This window comes from Pedobacter paludis (assembly GCF_003173575.1).
GTDB classification, from domain to species: Bacteria; Bacteroidota; Bacteroidia; order Sphingobacteriales; family Sphingobacteriaceae; genus Pedobacter; species Pedobacter paludis.
The window spans coordinates 230,971-250,155 of sequence record NZ_QGNY01000008.1 but is presented as its reverse complement, the minus strand read 5'-3'; the positions used below and the strand labels follow the sequence as shown (position 1 = coordinate 250,155).

General features: G+C 36.6%; 17 protein-coding genes. 3 read left to right on the top strand and 14 right to left on the bottom strand.

The annotated features are described in order from the left end of the window. Window positions 1-278: 278 nt before the first annotated feature. Both DF947_RS19960 and DF947_RS19955 read right to left on the bottom strand, forming a co-directional pair. On the bottom strand, window positions 279-881 hold the full coding sequence (locus DF947_RS19960) for an outer membrane beta-barrel protein (protein ID WP_109932271.1): 603 nt from the start codon (window positions 879-881) through the stop codon (window positions 279-281). A 476-nt stretch (window positions 882-1,357) separates the two neighbouring features. After that, complete coding sequence (locus DF947_RS19955) at window positions 1,358-1,915, bottom strand: NADPH-dependent FMN reductase (RefSeq protein WP_109932269.1); 558 nt, start codon at window positions 1,913-1,915, stop codon at window positions 1,358-1,360. Window positions 1,916-2,017: 102 nt separating this feature from the next. Here DF947_RS19955 and DF947_RS19950 point away from each other — a divergent pair, with 102 nt between their 5' ends. After that, window positions 2,018-3,223 (top strand): MFS transporter, encoded by a 1,206-nt coding sequence (locus DF947_RS19950; protein WP_109932266.1) that lies wholly within the window; start codon window positions 2,018-2,020, stop codon window positions 3,221-3,223. 62 nt (window positions 3,224-3,285) lie between these two features. Here DF947_RS19950 and DF947_RS19945 read toward each other — a convergent pair whose 3' ends face one another. The 6 genes from DF947_RS19945 to pyrE form a co-directional block, all read right to left on the bottom strand. Next, window positions 3,286-3,918: an outer membrane beta-barrel protein gene (locus DF947_RS19945; RefSeq protein WP_158526302.1), complete on the bottom strand. Its 633-nt coding sequence runs from the start codon at window positions 3,916-3,918 to the stop codon at window positions 3,286-3,288. Window positions 3,919-4,099: 181 nt separating this feature from the next. Beyond that, window positions 4,100-6,700, bottom strand: a complete 2,601-nt coding sequence (gene clpB, locus DF947_RS19940; protein ID WP_109932261.1) for an ATP-dependent chaperone ClpB — start codon at window positions 6,698-6,700, stop codon at window positions 4,100-4,102. A 388-nt stretch (window positions 6,701-7,088) separates the two neighbouring features. After that, window positions 7,089-8,795, bottom strand: coding sequence for an alpha-L-rhamnosidase-related protein (locus DF947_RS19935; protein WP_109932259.1), 1,707 nt, complete (start codon window positions 8,793-8,795; stop codon window positions 7,089-7,091). 1 nt (window position 8,796) lies between these two features. Then, window positions 8,797-11,469: an alpha-L-rhamnosidase gene (locus DF947_RS19930; RefSeq protein WP_109932257.1), complete on the bottom strand. Its 2,673-nt coding sequence runs from the start codon at window positions 11,467-11,469 to the stop codon at window positions 8,797-8,799. A 134-nt stretch (window positions 11,470-11,603) separates the two neighbouring features. After that, the gene (locus DF947_RS19925; protein ID WP_109932255.1) at window positions 11,604-12,002 is read right to left on the bottom strand and encodes an SRPBCC family protein; all 399 of its coding nucleotides are present in this window, start codon (window positions 12,000-12,002) and stop codon (window positions 11,604-11,606) included. Window positions 12,003-12,038: 36 nt separating this feature from the next. Next, the gene (pyrE, locus tag DF947_RS19920) at window positions 12,039-12,704 is read right to left on the bottom strand and encodes an orotate phosphoribosyltransferase (protein ID WP_109932253.1); all 666 of its coding nucleotides are present in this window, start codon (window positions 12,702-12,704) and stop codon (window positions 12,039-12,041) included. On the opposite strand from pyrE, the gene DF947_RS19915 reads away from it, so the two are divergent. Continuing rightward, window positions 12,703-13,314 (top strand): NUDIX hydrolase, encoded by a 612-nt coding sequence (locus tag DF947_RS19915; protein ID WP_109932251.1) that lies wholly within the window; start codon window positions 12,703-12,705, stop codon window positions 13,312-13,314. The genes pyrE and DF947_RS19915 overlap by 2 nt on opposite strands. A gap of 371 nt (window positions 13,315-13,685) precedes the next feature. On the opposite strand, the gene DF947_RS19910 is transcribed toward DF947_RS19915, so the two are convergent. The 6 genes from DF947_RS19910 to DF947_RS19885 form a co-directional block, all read right to left on the bottom strand. Beyond that, window positions 13,686-14,294 carry a hypothetical protein gene (locus DF947_RS19910; RefSeq protein WP_109932249.1) on the bottom strand — a complete coding sequence of 203 codons (609 nt, stop codon included), beginning with the start codon at window positions 14,292-14,294 and terminating at the stop codon, window positions 13,686-13,688. Then, entirely contained in the window at window positions 14,284-14,787 is a 504-nt protein-coding gene (locus tag DF947_RS19905) for an RNA polymerase sigma factor (RefSeq protein WP_109932247.1), read from the bottom strand. The genes DF947_RS19910 and DF947_RS19905 overlap by 11 nt, the downstream gene beginning before the upstream one ends. Before the next feature lie 173 nt (window positions 14,788-14,960). Then, a complete protein-coding gene (locus DF947_RS19900) occupies window positions 14,961-15,296 on the bottom strand; it encodes a ZPR1-type zinc finger protein (protein ID WP_109932245.1) in 336 nt (111 codons plus the stop codon). A gap of 11 nt (window positions 15,297-15,307) precedes the next feature. Continuing rightward, window positions 15,308-15,769: a pantetheine-phosphate adenylyltransferase gene (gene coaD, locus DF947_RS19895; protein WP_109932243.1), complete on the bottom strand. Its 462-nt coding sequence runs from the start codon at window positions 15,767-15,769 to the stop codon at window positions 15,308-15,310. A gap of 207 nt (window positions 15,770-15,976) precedes the next feature. Next, window positions 15,977-16,513 (bottom strand): 16S rRNA (guanine(966)-N(2))-methyltransferase RsmD, encoded by a 537-nt coding sequence (gene rsmD / locus DF947_RS19890; RefSeq protein WP_109932241.1) that lies wholly within the window; start codon window positions 16,511-16,513, stop codon window positions 15,977-15,979. Beyond that, window positions 16,504-17,310 (bottom strand): DUF3822 family protein, encoded by an 807-nt coding sequence (locus tag DF947_RS19885; protein ID WP_109932239.1) that lies wholly within the window; start codon window positions 17,308-17,310, stop codon window positions 16,504-16,506. The genes rsmD and DF947_RS19885 overlap by 10 nt, the downstream gene beginning before the upstream one ends. 508 nt (window positions 17,311-17,818) lie before the next feature. Here DF947_RS19885 and DF947_RS19880 point away from each other — a divergent pair. Then, a complete protein-coding gene (locus tag DF947_RS19880; RefSeq protein ID WP_109932237.1) occupies window positions 17,819-18,958 on the top strand; it encodes a putative sensor domain DACNV-containing protein in 1,140 nt (379 codons plus the stop codon). The last annotated feature ends 227 nt before the right edge of the window (window positions 18,959-19,185 follow it).

Here is a 19,185-nt window from a genome sequence, read left to right as displayed (position 1 = left end):
TAGCAGGCTTAAAACGGCTATAAATCAGTCAAGTGCACACTTTTACCGGTATATACTGGCCACTTTAGCTGAAAAGAAAGTGGCCACTTTGAGTAAAAAACGGTGGCCACTTTTTGGATAATCCCCACTTGTCGAAGGACCTATCGAATTTATTTTTAGCGTTTCGATAGGCTCAACATAATAACATCCCGTGATAAATGATTTATGAAATAGCCTCTTTTAAAAAAAAGTTTATTAGTTTTTTAAGCGCTCTTTAAATTATAAAGAGCGCTTTTTGCTTAAAAGTGAAACTGCACGCCTAATTTTGGAGCGAAAGTATCGGCTTCTAAACCGAATGAATTTGAAGTTGCTTTAGCACCTGTAACTTCGTTTTTTACCTGATAATTTTCATAACCTAAACCGTTAACAGAAACTTCGATACCGATTCTTTTGGTTGGGAAGAAAGCAAAACCCGGAGCAATGTTTACACCGATGCTTGTTGTAGTTGCGTATTTATCGCCAACATTTCCTTGAGCATCTACAACTTTATTGTTTCCAAACGCCAATGGAACAGATAATTGTCCGAAGAATTTAAACTGATCAGATAAGCCAATATAATAACGACCGAAAGGTGCAACTTTAAAAGCCTGATTTAAGTTTTTAGCGCTCACTTGTTTATCGTATGTGTAACCTACGCCTGTACCAATTGCAAAATTGTTGCTTACAAAATAACCAACACTTGGAACTACGCTGAAGTTGAAATCAGATTTTGCAGCGCCTTCTACTTTGGTGGAGTTAAAGCCAACGTTACCGCCTAAAATAACTTTTCCTTTTTCAGTTTGTGCATTTGCACTGTAAACTAAACCTGCTACTGCTACTAATGATAATAATAGTTTTTTCATTTTTTTATGTATTTATTTTATTAAAATATATAGTCGATTTTACTTTTTTAATTTCTGACTATATTTGGCTAAAAGTCAATACCTGTGCCGAAAAACTTTGTCAGCGTCATCAAAAAATCAGTTTTTGACTAACTCATTAATTCATAAATAGATAAGAAAATGCGGTTAAATCAATATTATTTTGCTGTGACCAAAAATTAATCGATCGATTAATTTTTAAAGCATGTCAGATTGACAATCTGACTTTTTTTGTAGAAATGTCAGCTTTTTACAGGAAACTTTGACATCTTTTAGGAATGTTAACCTTCTAATTATTGCTGAATATATTGCCTCGTGGTCTTTCCAGCATAGGCAGAAATCTTATTGCGGAATACTAGAAAATTATTTACAAGACATTTATGATTCCCAGTTAAATTTGGAGTAACGAGTTTCATGATAGGATTTATCTTTAAAGCGAAACCCCTTTTGATTTTCTGTTAAACTTTACAGGCAGAGATTAAATTTTCGAGTTTCTTTTTGATGATGCCGATTGCCATTTCATCCTTTAGTTTTCCGTTTTCATCAAACTTGTTTTGCGCTTGGGCAATCAAAACTTCTGGTTGCAGTACAGGGTTCATATTTAAGAACGTAAAAACAGGAAGAAATGCCGTTTGCATTCTAACCGTTCCCCACATGCCTTGGGTTGCGCCCATTACGGCTACAGGTTTGTGCATTAAAGGTGAATCCTTTCCACGGCTTGCCCAATCTATTGCGTTTTTAAGTCCACCGGGAATGGAATAATTGTATTCTGGCGAAGCAATGATAAAAGCGCTTGCCTCTGATAAGGCATTTCTGAATTTTACCACACTTTCAGGGCGTTCTTCAACCGATGGCGTATCATGATCAGCATTATAAACAGGAATGTCATCAAATGGAACAATTTCAAAGTCGATACCTTCGGGGAGTAATTCGCCAGCCGTTTTTAATAGCATTGCATTATAAGATCCATTTCTTAAGCTTCCGCAAAGGCCAACTATCTTTTTATTCTTTTCCATAGTGAATAAACCGCATCATTATAAAAATGTTTCAGTCTAGCAAGGACATATTGTTTAGCGTTAAATATTATAATTGCTATTTTTGATCGTAGAACATTTGTTATGACCGAGAACCCATCTACCCAAACCTTAATAGAAAGAACCGTTTTTCCAATTTTATTTGCACTTAGCTTTTCGCATCTGTTGAATGATACCATTCAATCTTTAATACCGGCAATTTATCCGATTATAAAAGTTAATTACCACCTTAGTTTTTCGCAAATTGGATTAATAACCTTAACCTTTCAGCTGGCTGCATCATTGCTCCAGCCTTTTGTGGGTTTGTATACCGATAAGAAACCCCAACCATATTCCTTGGCCGTTGGAATGGGTTTTACTTTAATTGGGCTGATTACTTTATCGCTGTCTGCACATTTTTATACTATGCTGATTTCGGTTTGCTTTATCGGAATCGGTTCATCAATCTTTCACCCTGAAGCTTCTAGAATGGCGCATGCCGCATCTGGCGGGAAGAGAGGTTTGGCTCAATCTGTTTTTCAGTTGGGCGGAAATGCAGGAAGCTCTTTAGGGCCACTTTTGGCCGCTTGGATTATAGTTCCATACGGACAGTTTAGTGTAATCTGGTTCTCGATTATTGCTTTATTAGCCATTTTGATTCTAAGTTATGTAGGCAACTGGTATAAAGGTTTTATGCTATCGAGGATAAAAAATGCAAATAAAATTCAGGCTGTTGAAAATAATTTTTCTAAAGGAAAGGTTGTATTCGCCGTATCGATTTTATTGCTTTTAATATTTTCGAAATACTTTTACATGGCCAGCTTAACCAATTATTTTACATTCTATTTAATTGATAAGTTCCATTTATCTGTTCAAACTTCTCAGATTTATCTTTTTGTATTTCTATTTTCAGTAGCTGCGGGAACATTATTGGGAGGGCCAATAGGCGATAAGATTGGACGAAAATATGTTATCTGGGTTTCTATTTTAGGTACAGCACCCTTTGCACTATTGTTGCCCCACGCCAATTTATTTTGGACAGGTGTTTTAATTGTACCCATCGGGATGATTTTGGCTTCGGCATTTTCTGCAATTTTGGTTTATGCACAGGAATTAATTCCCGGAAAAGTTGGCTTGGTTGCAGGTTTGTTTTTTGGTTTTGCCTTCGGGATGGGAGGAATAGGTTCTGCACTACTAGGCAAATTGGCCGATTCTACAAGTATTGAATATGTTTTTAACGTTTGTGCCTTTTTGCCTTTAATTGGTTTGCTGACGGGGTTTCTTCCAAATATAGAGGCAAAGAAGAAATAGAAAAATCCCACTGCAAATAAACAGTGGGATTTTCATGGTTATAAATTAAATCTTTATCGGATCTAAAAATGAAAGCTTACGCCAACTGAGGGCATAAAATTATCGAGGGCAAGTTTAACATTCTGCTTTTTTTCATAGTTATATGCCGAATACTCGTCATAATAATCCTGATGAAAATAAGTGATAATGGGGAAGGAGAATTCAATGGCGAATTTTTCTGTAGGAAAGAAGGCAAAGCCGGGACTTAAACTGGCTCCATAGCCTTTAAGTCGATTATCATAGCCAATTAAATAACCTTCATCATCAATAATTTTGGTGCTGTTAATCTGAAATAAAATATTGGCCTGTGCATAAAATTTTAAAAAAGATTTCACATTAAAGTATTTTCTTGCAAATGGTGATAACCCAAAATTGAGTTCCTTAGCGCCATAAGTATCTTGGTAACTACCGTATTCGCTATTCCATTCGGTATAGTGGATGCCTCTAAGCTTGGATAAATTGAAGGAAAGATCTAAGCCTACCGCAAAATTATCTTCTAAAAAATAAGCTCCCTTGGGGGTGAAGGTAAAGTTGTTAATACTGCTGTTGTAGGTTTTTTGCTTTTCGGTTCCAAAGCTAAGACTGAGCCCCAAGAAGCCGGAGCCTTTTTCGGTTTGAGCATGCGCACTCAAGCCGATGGCGCATAATGCTGCCATGATGGTTAATTTTGGTTTCATTTTTCATTTTTTGTGTGTAATCAATAATAATCATAATCGGCACAAAAAACAAGTAAAATAACCATTACTCTCGTTGATTATTCGTTTGTTAAGTTTCTGGATATCAGTTTAAAGAAAAAATCCTGCAGCGGTTAATCTGCAGGATTTATTAGGATTTTTATTAATCAGCTTTTTGATTCAAGAACACAAAATTGTGATCAAACATATCCAGTTTAATTTTGCTGTCTTTATCTATCTTTCCCGCCAATATCTCTTTCGACAGCTCGTTTAAGATTCTTTTTTGAATGACTCTTTTTAATGGTCTAGCTCCAAACTGCGGATCGTAACCTAACTGGGCCAACCAATCTAAAGCTTCGTCGCTTGCCTCCATTTCGATTCCCATTTCGGCCAGCGTTTGTTGTACATGCTTAAATTGCAAGCTTACAATATTTCTAATTTCGCTACGGTTCAATGGGGTGAACATAATCAGTTCATCAATCCGGTTTAAAAACTCCGGACGAATCGTTTGTTTCAATACCTCGAACAATTCGTTTTTGGTTTTAGCAATTACTTCATCTCGGTTTTCATCGCTTAAATTTTTGAAGTTATCCTGAATTAAGTGTGCCCCTATATTCGAAGTCATAATGATGATCGTGTTTTTGAAATTCACCGTTCTGCCCTTATTATCGGTTAAACGGCCATCATCCAGTACCTGCAATAAAATATTAAATACATCAGGATGCGCTTTTTCAATTTCATCAAGCAATACAACCGAATAAGGTTTACGCCTCACAGCTTCAGTTAATTGTCCACCTTCATCATAACCAACATATCCTGGAGGCGCTCCAATTAAGCGAGAAACGGCATGTCTTTCCTGATATTCACTCATATCAATTCTGGTCAGTGCGTTTTCATCGTTAAATAAGAACTCCGCCAGCGCTTTTGCCAATTCTGTTTTACCAACGCCAGTTGTTCCCAAGAAAATGAACGAACCGATTGGCTTGCGTTTATCCTGCAAACCTGCACGAGAGCGGCGAATGGCATCAGAAATGGCTTCGATTGCTTCATCTTGTCCTGCAACACGTTGGTGTAACTCAGCTTCAAGATTCAGTAATTTTTCTCTTTCGCTGGCAATCAGTTTTGTAACCGGAATGCCTGTCCACCTGCCAACTACGCCAGCAATATCATCAGCAGTAACTTCTTCTTTAAGCATTCTGCTATCACTTTGCTGATTTTCTAAATCGGCTTTGAGCTTTTCGAAAGTATCTTGTGCCTCTTTAATTTTTCCGTAACGGATTTCGGCAACTTTACCATAATCTCCAGCACGTTCGGCTTGTTCTGCTTCTAATTTGTATTGCTCAATAAGCTCCATTTGATTGTTCAAGTTGTCAACCAAATCTTTTTCACCCTGCCATTTAGCTTTCAATTCATCACGCTCTGCAGATAAATTTGCAATTTCTTCTGAAAGTTCTTTAACCTTTTTATCGTCTTTTTCGCGTTTAATGGCTTCGCGTTCAATTTCTAAACGCATAATTTCACGATCTAAGGCATCTACATTTTCTGGCACGGAATCCATTTCCATTCTCAGTTTAGATGCAGCCTCATCCATTAAATCGATGGCTTTATCCGGCAAGAAACGATCTGCAATATAACGCTGACTCATTTCAACCGCTGCGATAATGGCTTCATCTTTAATCCTAACCTTGTGGTGTGTTTCGTAACGTTCTTTTAATCCACGTAAAATCGAAATTGCATCTTGAGTATCTGGTTCTTCAACCATAACCTTTTGGAAACGACGTTCTAAGGCCTTATCTTTTTCTAAATATTTTTGGTATTCATCCAAAGTTGTTGCGCCAATAGCACGTAATTCGCCACGGGCTAAAGCAGGTTTTAGAATATTGGCAGCATCCATTGCACCTTCGCCTCCGCCTGCACCAACCAATGTGTGGATCTCATCAATAAAGAGTACAATCTCTCCATCGCTTTGAGTAACCTCTTTAACAACTGCTTTTAAACGCTCTTCAAACTCACCTTTATATTTGGCACCGGCAATTAACGAACCCATATCAAGCGAGTAAACAACCTTGCTTTTTAAGTTTTCTGGTACATCGCCTTTAATAATTCTAAAAGCAATGCCCTCTGCAATTGCTGTTTTACCAACGCCTGGCTCACCAATTAAAATCGGGTTATTCTTAGTTCTACGAGATAAAATCTGAATCACTCGACGAATTTCTTCATCACGTCCAATAACTGGATCTAGCTTTCCGCTTTCAGCATATTCATTTAAATTGCGGGCATATTTGCTTAATGCCTGATAACTTGCCTCTGCATTTTGATCGGTTACCCGGTTATCTCCTCGCAATTCTATAATGGCTTTTTTAAGATCTTTTTCGTTAACGCCCTGCTCTTTTAACAATTTCGAAGTGCTATCGTTAACGGTTAAAATTCCAAGTAATAAATGTTCAACGGAAACAAATTCATCTTTAAATTCTTTTAAAAATGTTTGTGCTTTCTGTAAAACACTATTGGTATTTGATGACAAATAGACATTGCTTCCGCTCACTTTTGGAAACTTTGCAATCTCTGCATCTAAGTTTTGATTTAAGGAATTAAGGTTTACGTTCAGTTTCTTTAAAACATAAGAAACCACGTTTTCATCAACAGTAAGCAGGCCTTTTAATAGGTGTGCCGTTTCAATAGCCTGTTGCTGATTGCCTTGGGCTATTTCAGAAGCCTGTTGAATTGCTTCCTGGGCTTTTATTGTAAAATTGTTGAAGTTCATATTCCCTTTTAAGTCAAAACAAATGCCATGATGATTTTGATTTTTGAATCGGAAATTTTGTCGGTAAGAATTGAATTTAAAAGACTAATTGACTGTAAATTAGTGTTTTGTGCTGAAATTTTGTCTTGTTTAGGCTTTTGTTAAATGATTTGGAAATGTACGTTTGATGCCTTTGGCAATTGAAGTCCTTCTTTCCATTCCAAGCTCATTTGAAAAAAATGAGGCTTTCCATTTCAATAAGGTTTAGATGGCAAAGACTGTAATTCTTCGGATTTGGCTAAAGCCCTGAGCATCCGTTTTTTGATAGGTCGGTTAAAACCGACCCCAATGAATAAAGGAGGTGCCAAAATTGGTGGGTTATTCATTGCCCTTGGCTTCAGCCAACGGATTATTTATAGACAACCTTAACTCCCCTCGGTGCTTTAATCCGAGTTTTAATTTTGCCGTTTTCTTTTATCGTATGTTTAACACTTACGATTCCGTAAGGCGTTGGGAAAGTTCCTTCGGCAAAAGTTAAATTTCCAAGATTAGGTTTTACACGAATTTTTTTACATCCGGGTTCTAAAACAGAAATACCTAAAATATGCTCTGTTAGCCATGGTGTAGGGCCAGACGCCCACCCATGTGCCAAACTATGGCGGAAACCGATATAACAATAAGCACCATATGCGCCATGAATATCGATTTTTCCTTCGGGAACCAGTTCATCGATTCGCCCAGCATTTTTGGTCCAATCCATATTAAAATCTTCCCAAAAGGTGGTTGCGCCCAAGTTTAACATAGCGCCCCAATATTCGCGAATGATGTTGATGCCTCCCTGATAATCTTCGGCTTTTGCTTTTGCCTGCAACATGTAATAGCCAAAAAAAGTAGAAAAATTTTTCGATCCCCCATCAGTAATTGTGCTATTCGCATCTTTGGCACTCATTAAGTTTGATAACGAAAGTAGAGCTGCGGCTTGCTTAGAGTTATTGGTTTCGGGCAAATGTTTTTTCAATCTCGAAACCGCTTCAATACATAAATCTGCAGTTTTTTGATCGCCCATTTTTCCAATTAAATCTGCTCCAGCATCTAGGGATAAAATCATCATAGAATGTAAACCAGCGTGAATTGCTTTCGGATCTTCACTTGATGGCCAGTCTAGAAAACGTTGACCATCTAAATGTTCCTTATTATCTGCATCAATTTTTTGAATCAAGAGCATAAGCAAATCCTTCAGATAGGTTTGTTGCTCTTTTAAATAATTTAAATCGCCATTGTGGTAATACCAATCTCGTTGGTTGATAATCCACCACATGGAGTAAGCACTAATTCCATTCATCCAATTGGGTAGAGGAGTAGTTTCTTTAGCAAAATCTAAGGACTTCGGAACCACCTCATTGTAACCGAACACAGCATTTATAGTCGAAATTTCAGGATTTAAATCGCCAACCCAAACCAAACGATCGCGTTTTACGCCATCCCAAAGGTAATCTTGCATGTTTAATTGAACGGTGTAAGCCCCTGTTTTCCAAATCTTATTTAGCAATGTATCGCTACAATTAAACGATCCATTATATGCTAGATTTCGGTACCTCGAAATTGCTCGTGTTTCTTTAAGAATGAGTTTTGTGTCGTTATCAAGCAGATCAATCCGAACAAAACGAAAACCTGTATTGCCAATCTCCGCAATGCCCAGCCACGGAAGTAGGGTTTCCTGATCTCGGATCGCGTGGTCATTTGTCGCACCGCCTTTTCCTCCTATATCAGACATGGCCTCACTAGCAGATTCGCCGAAACGGATACGAACTTTAATTGGTTTGTTTCCTCCCCAAATTCCAGTTACAATCTGAATGCCGCCCTGAAGCTCTTTGCCAAAATCCAATAAAATACTTGATTTCGAACCTTGCTTATTTTCAAGAATACACATGTTCTCGTTCCGAACATCTGCCTGGCCTGTGCCGATTTGTAAAAGTCTACTTTGATTTTTTACAGCCCCAGTCGTCCATAAAATTCTTTTCGGGCTAATGTATTCTGTAACTCGTTCTTGGGCGCCAAGTTTTGTAATGAAGCAAACCAACGCTATAAAAAGAAAATAAGGATGGAGTCTTTTCATTTTATTTCCAGTAGAAGGTATAAGTGCCCGATTGCAATTGTTCTGTAGAATTAGTTACTGTTTTTCCATTAAGGTAAACTTTTAAATTCTGTTCTTTCGGAAGTATAACAGATGCTGTAGAATTTGCAGGAACAATGACTTTGTACGAAATTTCATTTCCATTTCTTTTCCAAGATGAAATGATCTCACCATATGGGCCAGTATGTTTGGCTTCAAATTGATTTAAACCTTTTACAAAGTGAGGAGCTAAAATCACATTTTTAAAACCGGGTTTTTCTGGATCGGGTTTAATTCCACCTGGCGATTTGTACAACCAGGCACCAATTTCTCCAAACATTATATGGTTCATAGAAATATCCGATTTTGCATCGATGGGCCAATTTTCATATAAAGTTGTGGCGCCATTTTCCATCCACCAACCCCAACTCGGATAGGTTTTTTGAGCGGCTACCTTGTAAGCAATATCGCTATAGCCATTTTCTGATAATGCATTTAAAATGGCTTTAGTGCCCAATAAACCAACATCCAAGTGGAAACCATCAGCTTCTACTTTCTTTGCTAAATTACTGGCAACTAATGGAATAGATTCTTCTGGAACGATTTTCCAGTACAACGGAACGCTCATTTCTGTTTGTACGCCTGAGGCATAAATTCCCGTTTCTTTATTTAGGTATTTTGCGTTTAATGCATCTTTAATTTTCTGGGCTAAAACAGTATATTTCTCATAATCTTCTGTTTTGCCTAAAATTTTGGCAGCTTTGGCTAAAATTACCACATCGGCATAATAATAACAAGTTGAAGTTAATTCTACCGGAGATTTAGATTTAACCGGAATCCAATCGCCTAATCCCCAAGTTGTTAATCCCGTTGGGTAAGTTTCGTCAATGTGGTTTACGTATTTTCTGATGTTCTCATAACAGTCGGCTAGGAGCTTATCATCACCATAAAAAAGATAAATATTCCAAGGAATAATGGCAATGGTACTGGTCCAATCTGGTCCATTTCCCCACTCGTAACCCCATCCATCAGTTGGAATAATCGAAGGCAAAACACCATTAGGTTGTTGCTCATCTCGATGATCGGCTAACCATTTTTCATAAATGGTAATTCCATCAAAACCATAAAGTCCAGTTTCTATAGCAATTTGTGCGTCGCCGGTCCAGCCGTTTTTCTCTCGTTGCGGACAATCTGTTGGATAACCAAATAAATTTGATAGATACGAATTGTTCGTAGCATAATAAATTTTATTAATGATCGGCTCAGAAGAGTTGATGTTTCCAGAAACAGGTACATCGCTGTGCATAAAATAACCTACCAAACTGCTTTGATTTAATTGAATTGGCCCACTGCTTGTTACCTCAACATATTGGAAGCCTTTGTAATTAAAATGAGGCATAAAACTCTGTTCTCCCTTTCCACTCAGGATTAAAATGTCCGTTTGAAAAGGATCTGTATTGTCCGTTGGGCGATAATGTGCATCGATATTTGAAATATCAACACGGCCGTTGGGATATAAACGTTCGCCATGTTTTAACTTAATAACTGTTCCGGCTGGACCATTAACTGTAATTTTACTTACGCCAGAAATGTTTCTTCCTAAGTCGAAAAGATATGTGGTATCGTTAAATTTTCTTAAACTTTTACTGGCTATTTCTTCTATATTCCGAATTGGGTGTAAAGCCTGAGTAACAATATTTTTAGAAGGAGCAGAGCGGTAAATTACATTTTTCCATTTAGAATCATCAAAATCTGCTGTATTCCAGCCTTCTTTTTCCAATCTGGCATCATAATGCTCTGCAGTATAAATGCTATTAAAAACAATCGGACTTAAAGCTGTTTTCCAGTTCTTTCCTGATTTTATCGTTTCAATTGAGCCATCTTCGTAAGTAATGCGAACATCAAGGCAAAATGTTGGGCGATTGCGCCATGGTGCTTTATCAAAATCCCATACTGCGGTAGATTGATGGTTGTACCAGCCATTTCCCAATAAAACGCCAATTGCATTTTTACCGTTAACAAGATTGCTGGTCACATCATAGCTTACATAAAGCGTTCGTCTGTCAAATCGCGTGTACATTGGGTCCATGCGATGATTTCCAATCTTCTTGCCGTTAATGGACAGCTCATATAAACCGCCAGTGGCAATATAGGCTCTTGCTGATTTTATTTTCTTGCTGGTTGTAAACGTATTTCTAAAATAAGGAGCGGGCTTTAATTTTGGGTTTTCATTATCAGAAATCCATGAACCTTGCCAGTTTTTCATATCCATCATTCCGGTTTCAAAGCTCGAAATGAATGCATCGTTGGTTTTTTTCTTATTACCGTCTGTGATTTCAATCCTCCAAAAATATTTAGTAAAAGGTTTTAGTAACTGACCAGAATAATTTATTAATTGTTGATCTGATTTTACCCAGCCAGTATTCCATATTTTTCCTTCTGATTTGGTCAAGGCAAGTGAATCTGTATCCAACAAAACACGAAATGAAGTTTGTTTAGCACCATTTCCTGAATCCTGCATTTGCCAGGTTAATCGTGGCGATGGATTATCTATCCCAATAGGATTTTGAAGATATTCCGTTTTTAAGTTTACTATTTTAAAAGATTGCGCAAGTGCACCAGAAAGAGGGGAAAGGCAAATTAATAAAGCCGAAGCCTTCAAAAAATCGAATTTCATAGTTTAAGGGTTATTGAAAACTAAGGTATCAAAATTAAATTCCTTTAATAGAAAGGCAGTAAAATTTTTACGCAATAAAAAAGGCCAAGAAATTTTCTTAGCCTGTATATTTTGGAATGATATAAATTGATTGATTAACCTAAAATTTCTTTTAGTTTTTCGGTCTGATGATCTGCCAATTTTTGAAGCGGACCAGAAGCCAACATTTTCATCATCATATTCAAATCTGCAGAGATAATGTGTTTGGCAGTGGTACCACCGTTCCCGTTATCCTCAACAGTCCATTTTAGTTCCAAATCAAAAGGTGCTTTTTCAGAAGGAATGGCAATGATTTCCTTATTTTCGATGCGATTAGAAATTTTAAGTGCCAACTTCGCCATATTTTGAATGGTAAAACGGGCATCGTCTTCCGTAGATTCCCAGTTGTAAATATTTTCTGGCATCAATTGCTGATGATTGTTCATATTTGAGAGAAAGACATAAACCTCATTAACGGGTTTATTAACTTCTACGGCGCTTTCAATAATCGTCATTTTATTATAATATATTTTAGGGTTGATTTTTTAGAACTAAGATTCAGAATTCAAGACCTGATTTTGGCCCCATTCTGATGGATTTAATCGCCATTTGCTTAACAATTCCATTTCGCTTTTTGCAATAATGCTGTGCTCTGCAGCATAATCGATTAAAGCACCATAATTTGATAAGGTTTGGAAGCGACACTTAGCTGCCGCAAAATTTTCATCTGCCTGCGCAAATCCATAAGTAAAAATCGCAGCCAAACCAGCTACCGATAATCCAGCATTTCTTAAAGCTTCTACAGCCTGCAAACTACTTTTACCTGTAGAAATTAAGTCTTCGATTACAACAACGCGTTGTCCTTCTACAACTTCACCTTCAATTAAGCTTCCGGTTCCATGTTCTTTAGCTTTCGATCTTACATAAATAAACGGTAAGCCTAGCTCCTGTGCTACTAAAACGCCTTGAGGAATACCCGCTGTGGCTACACCAGCGATTACATCTACCGAACCAAATTCTTCCTGAATAAGCTGTGCAAGTTTCTGACGGATAAATGTTCTAACCTGTGGATGGGAAAGGGTAATTCGGTTATCGCAATAAATTGGCGACTTCCAACCCGACGCCCAAGTAAAAGGATTATTAGGTTGTAATTTAATTGCCTTTATTTGTAATAAAAATTCCGCTACCTTTAATTCAATATCACTTTTATTATACATGGCCCAAAATTACAGAATTTATATTAACGATAACACCTTGTTTATCGCAGATGTTTTACCAGAGCAGAAAGAAAAAATACAACAACTTGAAATTCAGGATTTTGATTTACAAACTTTTTACAAAAAATTAAAAAACGGGTCTAAGAAAAGCTACATTTTTATCACCAAAAAACCCAGAGAAACCTTTAAGAAGCTTAAAAAGGATTGCGAGGTAATTAAAGCAGCGGGTGGTTTGGTTGAAAGTGTCAACGGGAATTACCTATTTATCTTTAGGAACAAAAAGTGGGATTTACCCAAAGGAAAGCTCGAGGAAGGGGAAAATATGAAGGAAACGGCAGTTAGGGAAGTTGAGGAAGAGTGTGGAATAAAGGTTGCTAAACGCGAAAGAAAACTCTGTAAAACCTATCATGTTTATCCTAATGGTTCGAAATTGATTATCAAGAAAACAAATTGGTACAAAATGAAGGTTAAAGGTGAGCCAAAACTTATACCTCAAAAGGAAGAGGGAATTGATGAGGCGGTTTGGTTAGATAAAAATCATCTTGCTCCTGTTGTTAAAAATACATTTCCATCAATAATGGATGTAATGAAGGCTGGCGGGATATTGTAGTGGAAACTGCTCAGATTTTGTCCTAGCCGGACGTGCTCCTTTCTTTTTGATGTCAAAAAGAAACAAAAAACACCGGCTGAAAATTTTTGTATTAAAGTCAGTATTAAGGCCTGACCAGTAATTCCCCAAAAATTTGTTAGGCCGGTTTAAAGTAGAACGGAGAAATAGTGCTTTGGCTTTGCTGGTTGCAACTATATTTTACCGTCATTTCGACCGCAGTGGAGAAATCTTTGAACACTGTTTTTGAAGATTTTTTAATCTGGTTGTAGCATTGCCATGAGTTAACATTGTACTAACCATTTCAAACATAGTTAGGGAATTTTCGAAATATCTGTGTTAATCCTTTTTATCTGTGGTTAAACTTTTTACACCTAGTTTTCAAAATCCAACTCATCCACTACTTTTTTAACGCGTTTTAAATACTTTCCGTAATAATACCAAGCCCATAACTCGGTAATTGCGCCAATAATCAATATGGTAATAAAACAGTTTAAAAGGATATAAACTGGAGAAAGTTTGCTTACAAGCCTTGCAAAAATCGATGCCTTTTCGATAAATAAATAGACTGCGATGAATGCTAAACCAATAAATGAAATAATATAGGTGAGTGCTTTATAAAGTTCTACATTCAATTTCATTTCATAATAGAACCAGAGAATACTTTTTCTGGTATCCATACTCATATCGTAAGAGTGTTTGTAAAACTGATAGAATTTGAAGAAATAATACGCCGTAAAGCCACAAGTTATGGCATAGAAAGCTAAGTACATCAACTTCATATTAGGAGAGAAATTTAATAGATATGGCAGTAAAGCCATAATTACGAGTGCCACAATCTGATAATTAAACTCATGTTTCATCTTTCTTCTAATGATATCAATTGGGGTACGAGCTTCTTTTATTTTGAGCATATCTGCAGAAATATTAAGTTCTTCTGCATCATTTGCGCTCCATTCATTTTTTAAATTGTCAAAATTCATAACCGTTTTTCTTTATAATGAATTGTAATTTTTCTTTCGTTCTGTTGAGTTTTACCCGAGCATTAACTTCACTAATCCCTAGGTTTTCGGCAATTTCCCTGTGCGATTGATTTTCGAGAAATAAAAATATCAAAGCCTTTTCTACCGCATTTAATTCCTGAACGGCCTTATACAGATAGGCAAGTTTTTCTTCCTTTTCTGCGCTATCACTTTCATCAATTAAATCAATGTTTTCATCTAAGGGGGCTTTGTCTACCTTTCTATTTTCCTTTTTAAAATAAACCAAAGCGGTATTTAAGGCAACGCGATACATCCACGTGGTAAATTTGCTGTGTCCTTTAAAACTTGGATAAGCTTTCCAAAGCTGCATTACGATTTCCTGAAACAGATCCTGCTGTTCTTCACCACCATGCATATACATCTTTGAAATCTTATGTATAATCGCTTTGTGCTGATTGATCAGGGAGAGAAATATGGTTTCAGTTTCCTTCATTTATGGCGTTTTGGTTTGCTAAATGAATAGAATTAAATGAAAATTAATCTAGAATTATACATTGATTTTTTAAATATCTTAATCGCTTGAGTTTTTCATATTGATTTATTTACTCAATTGGTAATCGATTTCTTAAAACGTTACAATATATTTTAAATATCTATGATGCTGGCTTAAGAATCGATTAAAAAAGCATAAAGTCCTGTAACCAATAAGGAAAGAAAGATTATAGATAAAATGATCGCACCTGTGTAGAAATATAATGGAGTAGGCGACAATTTTTCGTACATTTTAGAATTATCACTAATTACACGACTGTGGCTATAACCGCAGTTTTCGCAGTTCATTGCCGTAAACTTTTCTTCAGGGAAAAAGGGGACATGTAAGATGTAAAAATAATTTTGGACAATTCTGTAAGTCACTTCGCTTGCCCCGCATTGGTCGCAAGGTGTAAACTCATCTTCGTAATAATTAAGGAGTTTTTCCAATTTACCAAAGTTGATGAACATAGCTTTGCTTTTTACAAAAAGCTTAAAGCTTCTTTCGGTACAAACGGACTCACGTCGCCATGATTTCTTAAAATATCCCTAACAATGGTAGAGCTGATTGCCGAGTATTCCGGTTTGCTTAAAAGCAAAATGGTTTCCACCTCTGGCATCATGGTTTGATTAATTTGGGCAATTGCCCGTTCATATTCAAAATCAGAAGCTGAGCGAATGCCCCGCACCATATACGTTGCGTTTATCTTACGGCAAAAATCTACCGTTAAACCTTCGTAGGTCTGAATTTCTATATTTTTATAACCTGTAAAAACTGTGCTTAAAATCTGTAATCGTTGTTCTGCACTCAAAAAATTCTGCTTAGAACTATTTAAACCAATACCTACAACAATTTTATCGAAAAGGGGAGTCGCTCGCTGTAAAATATTTACGTGGGCAATGGTAATTGGATCAAAAGAACCTGGAAACAGCGCTATTTTCATATTCAAATATAGTTAAATCTTGAAAAGGTGGTTGTATATATGCAGATTACTTTAGTTAACCAGTCTTAAAATGGTCGTCCTTTCGACTGGAGCGTAGCGAAATGGAGAAATCTTTGAAAATGGATTAAATGTAATCTTCAAAGATTTCTCCACTGCGGTCGAAATGACGGTTATTTTGTATAATGTTATATATTGGAGTTCTTATAATTACCCAAACTCAAAAAAGCTAAACGAAGAATTTCCGTATTTACGCGTTTCTGTATAACCGAACAAATTATTCATTTTCATATTGCTTTGGTGCTCAACAATTAGAAGCCCGTTCGGTTTTAAGAGCTGTTGTTCCTTAACAATAATCGGAATCTGTGGAATGTTCGGTAGATTGTAGGGTGGATCTGCAAATATCAGATCATAAGAACCCGTCATCTGTTTTAACAATTTGAAAACATCGCCCTTGCGTACATCAATCTGATCGAAATGATGTTGCTTGGCCATATTTTTAACCCAGTTTACACAACCATAATCCAAATCCACGGCTAGAATACTTTCCGCTTCGCGAGATGCAAATTCGAAAGTTAGATTTCCCGTACCACAGAATAAATCGAGTACCGTGCAGTTTTCAATATCATACTTATTGTTCAGAATATTAAAAAGTGCTTCTTTGGCCATATCCGTTGTAGGCCTAACTGGTAAATTGGCCGGAGGCTGTAACCGAATTCCCTTAAACTTTCCTCCAATTATTCGCATAAATCTAAAGCAAGCAGTCCGCTGAAATAATGTTTGGGCATATCAGCCAGTAATTCACTGTTTTGTTTTTCAGTTGGAAGGAAAAAATAAAGCTGATTAAAATACTTCAACAGACAGTTATAGTAATCATCATCTTCGTTTATTATGCCCTGAAGATAAACTGGAATCACCTCGTTAAGTGCCAATTGATCTATAAGCAATAACAGAAAGTAATTAAACTCTTCTGCGGTTTCAGATTGATAATGATTTTGAAAATGAACTTTTTTATCTTTGATGTATAAAACATTAAAAGACGCAGAAGTGAAATCCATTAAAAGTGCATGATCTGCCAAATGATTGGATACAGCCAGCAATGGTGCCGATTGAGGATAAACTATTGCCGTTTCTGGTAGTTGCTGTTCAATGTTCTTATCTAACGAAAATAAGGTGTTAAAGCCTAATGCTTCATTATGTTTAGAATAAATTTTACCTTCAGTACCTAAGTATTGAGAATAAACAGATAAGTTATCTTCATCAAACCATTCATCGGGAATAAAAACGAAGTTGGTGGTATGAACCGCAGCCTTTACACTGCTGTAATTGAGAGATAAATACTTGTCTGTTTCAAATTCGGTTTTCAAATCCTCTTCAACAGTAGTACAACCCTGTTTATCAAAAATTAGATTAATCTCACCAGAATCTTTATTTACTATGGCATAAGAAAAGCTATCATTTGTTATTTTTAATAACAAATGGCAATTAACTGATGCTTCAGCTTTAAAATTCGGGTCGATTAATAAAAGGCTGTTTTTACTCATTCAAACAAAAATAGAGTTTTTTAAGTATTAACCGCAAAGAAATTAGATGAGCAGAATTATTTGCCACCTAAGAGGTCTCATTAAAATTATTTATATGCCATTCTTGCTTTGGTTTTCTTAGGTGTCTAAGGTGGTTAGAAAAAATGCACAATATTCACCACCTAAGACACCTTGGATCACCTTAGGGTTAGTTTATAAAGCCAATGTGATACATGATTACATGCCTAATGATCCGTCTTAACAATGCCATAAAGATTTTTAAATGTGAACCCCGCTTAGGTTTTCTTAGGTGTCTAAGGTGGTAAAAATTGTACTAAAGGAGCTAAGTTATTCACCACCTAAGAAACCTTAAGTGTGGTCTATGAAATGTCAACCTACTTTGTGTTTTTTGTGTCTTTGTAGTTAAAAAATCTTTAGATTCTTTATGGCTAATACCCAAAAAATCTTTTTACCAAAATCAAACCTTTCACCTATCCGAAATCTGAAATATTCATCATAAATTCGAAACATGAGCTATAAACCTACTTACAGAGCTGCAAACACAATTGCAGGTACTATAGAGCAACATTTTGTAAAGTTGCATGCAAATGCAGTAGAACAAGGTGAGGTAGATTTGGCGACTCAACCAGATAAAAAAATAATCGAGGCTTTAATTGATGTGGCTTTTTGGAGCAGTCTGCGTAAGGAAGAGGGGCATTCACCAAGAATTTCCATTGCATTTCTGCCACCATCACAAACATCTAAACCTTTAAAGTTTGCCAAAAAATTAGCTTTAAATGCCAATACACTTACTAAAATTGCCCCTGGAATAGAACGTTCTGGTATTCACTTAGGCGTTTGGGAAGAGGATGGCGAACTTTATATCTGGGGTACTACTTTAAACATTCCCAATTTTTGTTTCGTTGTTGATGTTTCCGAACCGGGGCTTATCGTAATTAAACACCGACGCATTTATGGCATTGGGAAATATACCAATGTGGCTGTTTTAAAAGGTGAGCAAATTAGGATAGTTGATGATACCAGTTGCAAAAACCGCGATTGTCCACCAATTTTGAAGGCACTTTTAGATTTAACTGTTCTTGCAAGCTGGAACGATCCAATTAATATTTTAATACAGTTTTCGGTTTCTATGCGTGGCCATGGAAGGGGAGGTGCACTGCTTATCGTTCCAAAAGATGATCAGAATTGGGAAGAATCGATTATCCATCCCATTACTTATTTGGTTGAACCTCCTTTTTGTGGATTATCAAACCTGGCTAAGCAAAGTGGCAACCAGAGTGAAATTTTTTCTCAGGGTGCATTGCGTAGAGAGGTTGAACATTTGGCTGGCTTAACCGCGGTAGATGGAGCCACAATTATAAATGATCAGTTCGATTTAATTGCTTTTGGAGCTAAAATAGGAAGAGCAAAAGGCAAACCAACCGTTGAGCAGATTGCATTTTCAGAACCTATTGTAGATGGTGAGGATAAAATTTTATTTCCAGGCCAGCTGGGCGGTACCAGGCATTTCTCGGTTGCACAGTTCGTAAACGATCAGCATCAGGCCATTGGACTTGTTGCTTCTCAGGATGGTCATTTTACTATATTTAGTTGGAGTAAACAGCAAAATATGGTTATGGCGCATCGAATTGAAACTTTACTGTTGTAATTAAAAGATTGTTTTATTGTTGCATTGCTTTATTGTTTAGACATGAGCGACTTTAAAATAGCTTTATATCTTTGCCACCTAAACCGTATTGAAGCGGTATACTTTTAATTTGCAACAGCTTTGTTTCTTAAAATGGGATATTTAAAGATATAGCGGAAAGACGGACTGCTAGAACCCTTTCGCACTGTAACTGCTTTCCACATCAATTCAACAATTAACCAATTAAA

Bases quoted from the DNA above. Each gene is read 5' to 3' on its own strand.
- DF947_RS19960 (WP_109932271.1), bottom strand. From the start codon at position 881: ATGAAAAAACTATTATTATCATTAGTAGCAGTAGCAGGTTTAGTTTAC.
- pyrE (WP_109932253.1), bottom strand. From the start codon at position 12,704: ATGTATAATAAAAGTGATATTGAATTAAAGGTAGCGGAATTTTTATTA.
- DF947_RS19900 (WP_109932245.1), bottom strand. From the start codon at position 15,296: ATGTTCATCAACTTTGGTAAATTGGAAAAACTCCTTAATTATTACGAA.
- DF947_RS19950 (WP_109932266.1), top strand. From the start codon at position 2,018: ATGACCGAGAACCCATCTACCCAAACCTTAATAGAAAGAACCGTTTTT.
- DF947_RS19910 (WP_109932249.1), bottom strand. From the start codon at position 14,294: ATGAATTTTGACAATTTAAAAAATGAATGGAGCGCAAATGATGCAGAA.
- DF947_RS19885 (WP_109932239.1), bottom strand. From the start codon at position 17,310: ATGAGTAAAAACAGCCTTTTATTAATCGACCCGAATTTTAAAGCTGAA.
- DF947_RS19905 (WP_109932247.1), bottom strand. From the start codon at position 14,787: ATGAAGGAAACTGAAACCATATTTCTCTCCCTGATCAATCAGCACAAA.
- DF947_RS19880 (WP_109932237.1), top strand. From the start codon at position 17,819: ATGAGCTATAAACCTACTTACAGAGCTGCAAACACAATTGCAGGTACT.
- DF947_RS19955 (WP_109932269.1), bottom strand. From the start codon at position 1,915: ATGGAAAAGAATAAAAAGATAGTTGGCCTTTGCGGAAGCTTAAGAAAT.
- coaD (WP_109932243.1), bottom strand. From the start codon at position 15,769: ATGAAAATAGCGCTGTTTCCAGGTTCTTTTGATCCAATTACCATTGCC.
- DF947_RS19915 (WP_109932251.1), top strand. From the start codon at position 12,703: ATGGCCCAAAATTACAGAATTTATATTAACGATAACACCTTGTTTATC.
- rsmD (WP_109932241.1), bottom strand. From the start codon at position 16,513: ATGCGAATAATTGGAGGAAAGTTTAAGGGAATTCGGTTACAGCCTCCG.
- DF947_RS19945 (WP_158526302.1), bottom strand. From the start codon at position 3,918: ATGGCAGCATTATGCGCCATCGGCTTGAGTGCGCATGCTCAAACCGAA.
- clpB (WP_109932261.1), bottom strand. From the start codon at position 6,700: ATGAACTTCAACAATTTTACAATAAAAGCCCAGGAAGCAATTCAACAG.
- DF947_RS19925 (WP_109932255.1), bottom strand. From the start codon at position 12,002: ATGACGATTATTGAAAGCGCCGTAGAAGTTAATAAACCCGTTAATGAG.
- DF947_RS19935 (WP_109932259.1), bottom strand. From the start codon at position 8,795: ATGAAAAGACTCCATCCTTATTTTCTTTTTATAGCGTTGGTTTGCTTC.
- DF947_RS19930 (WP_109932257.1), bottom strand. From the start codon at position 11,469: ATGAAATTCGATTTTTTGAAGGCTTCGGCTTTATTAATTTGCCTTTCC.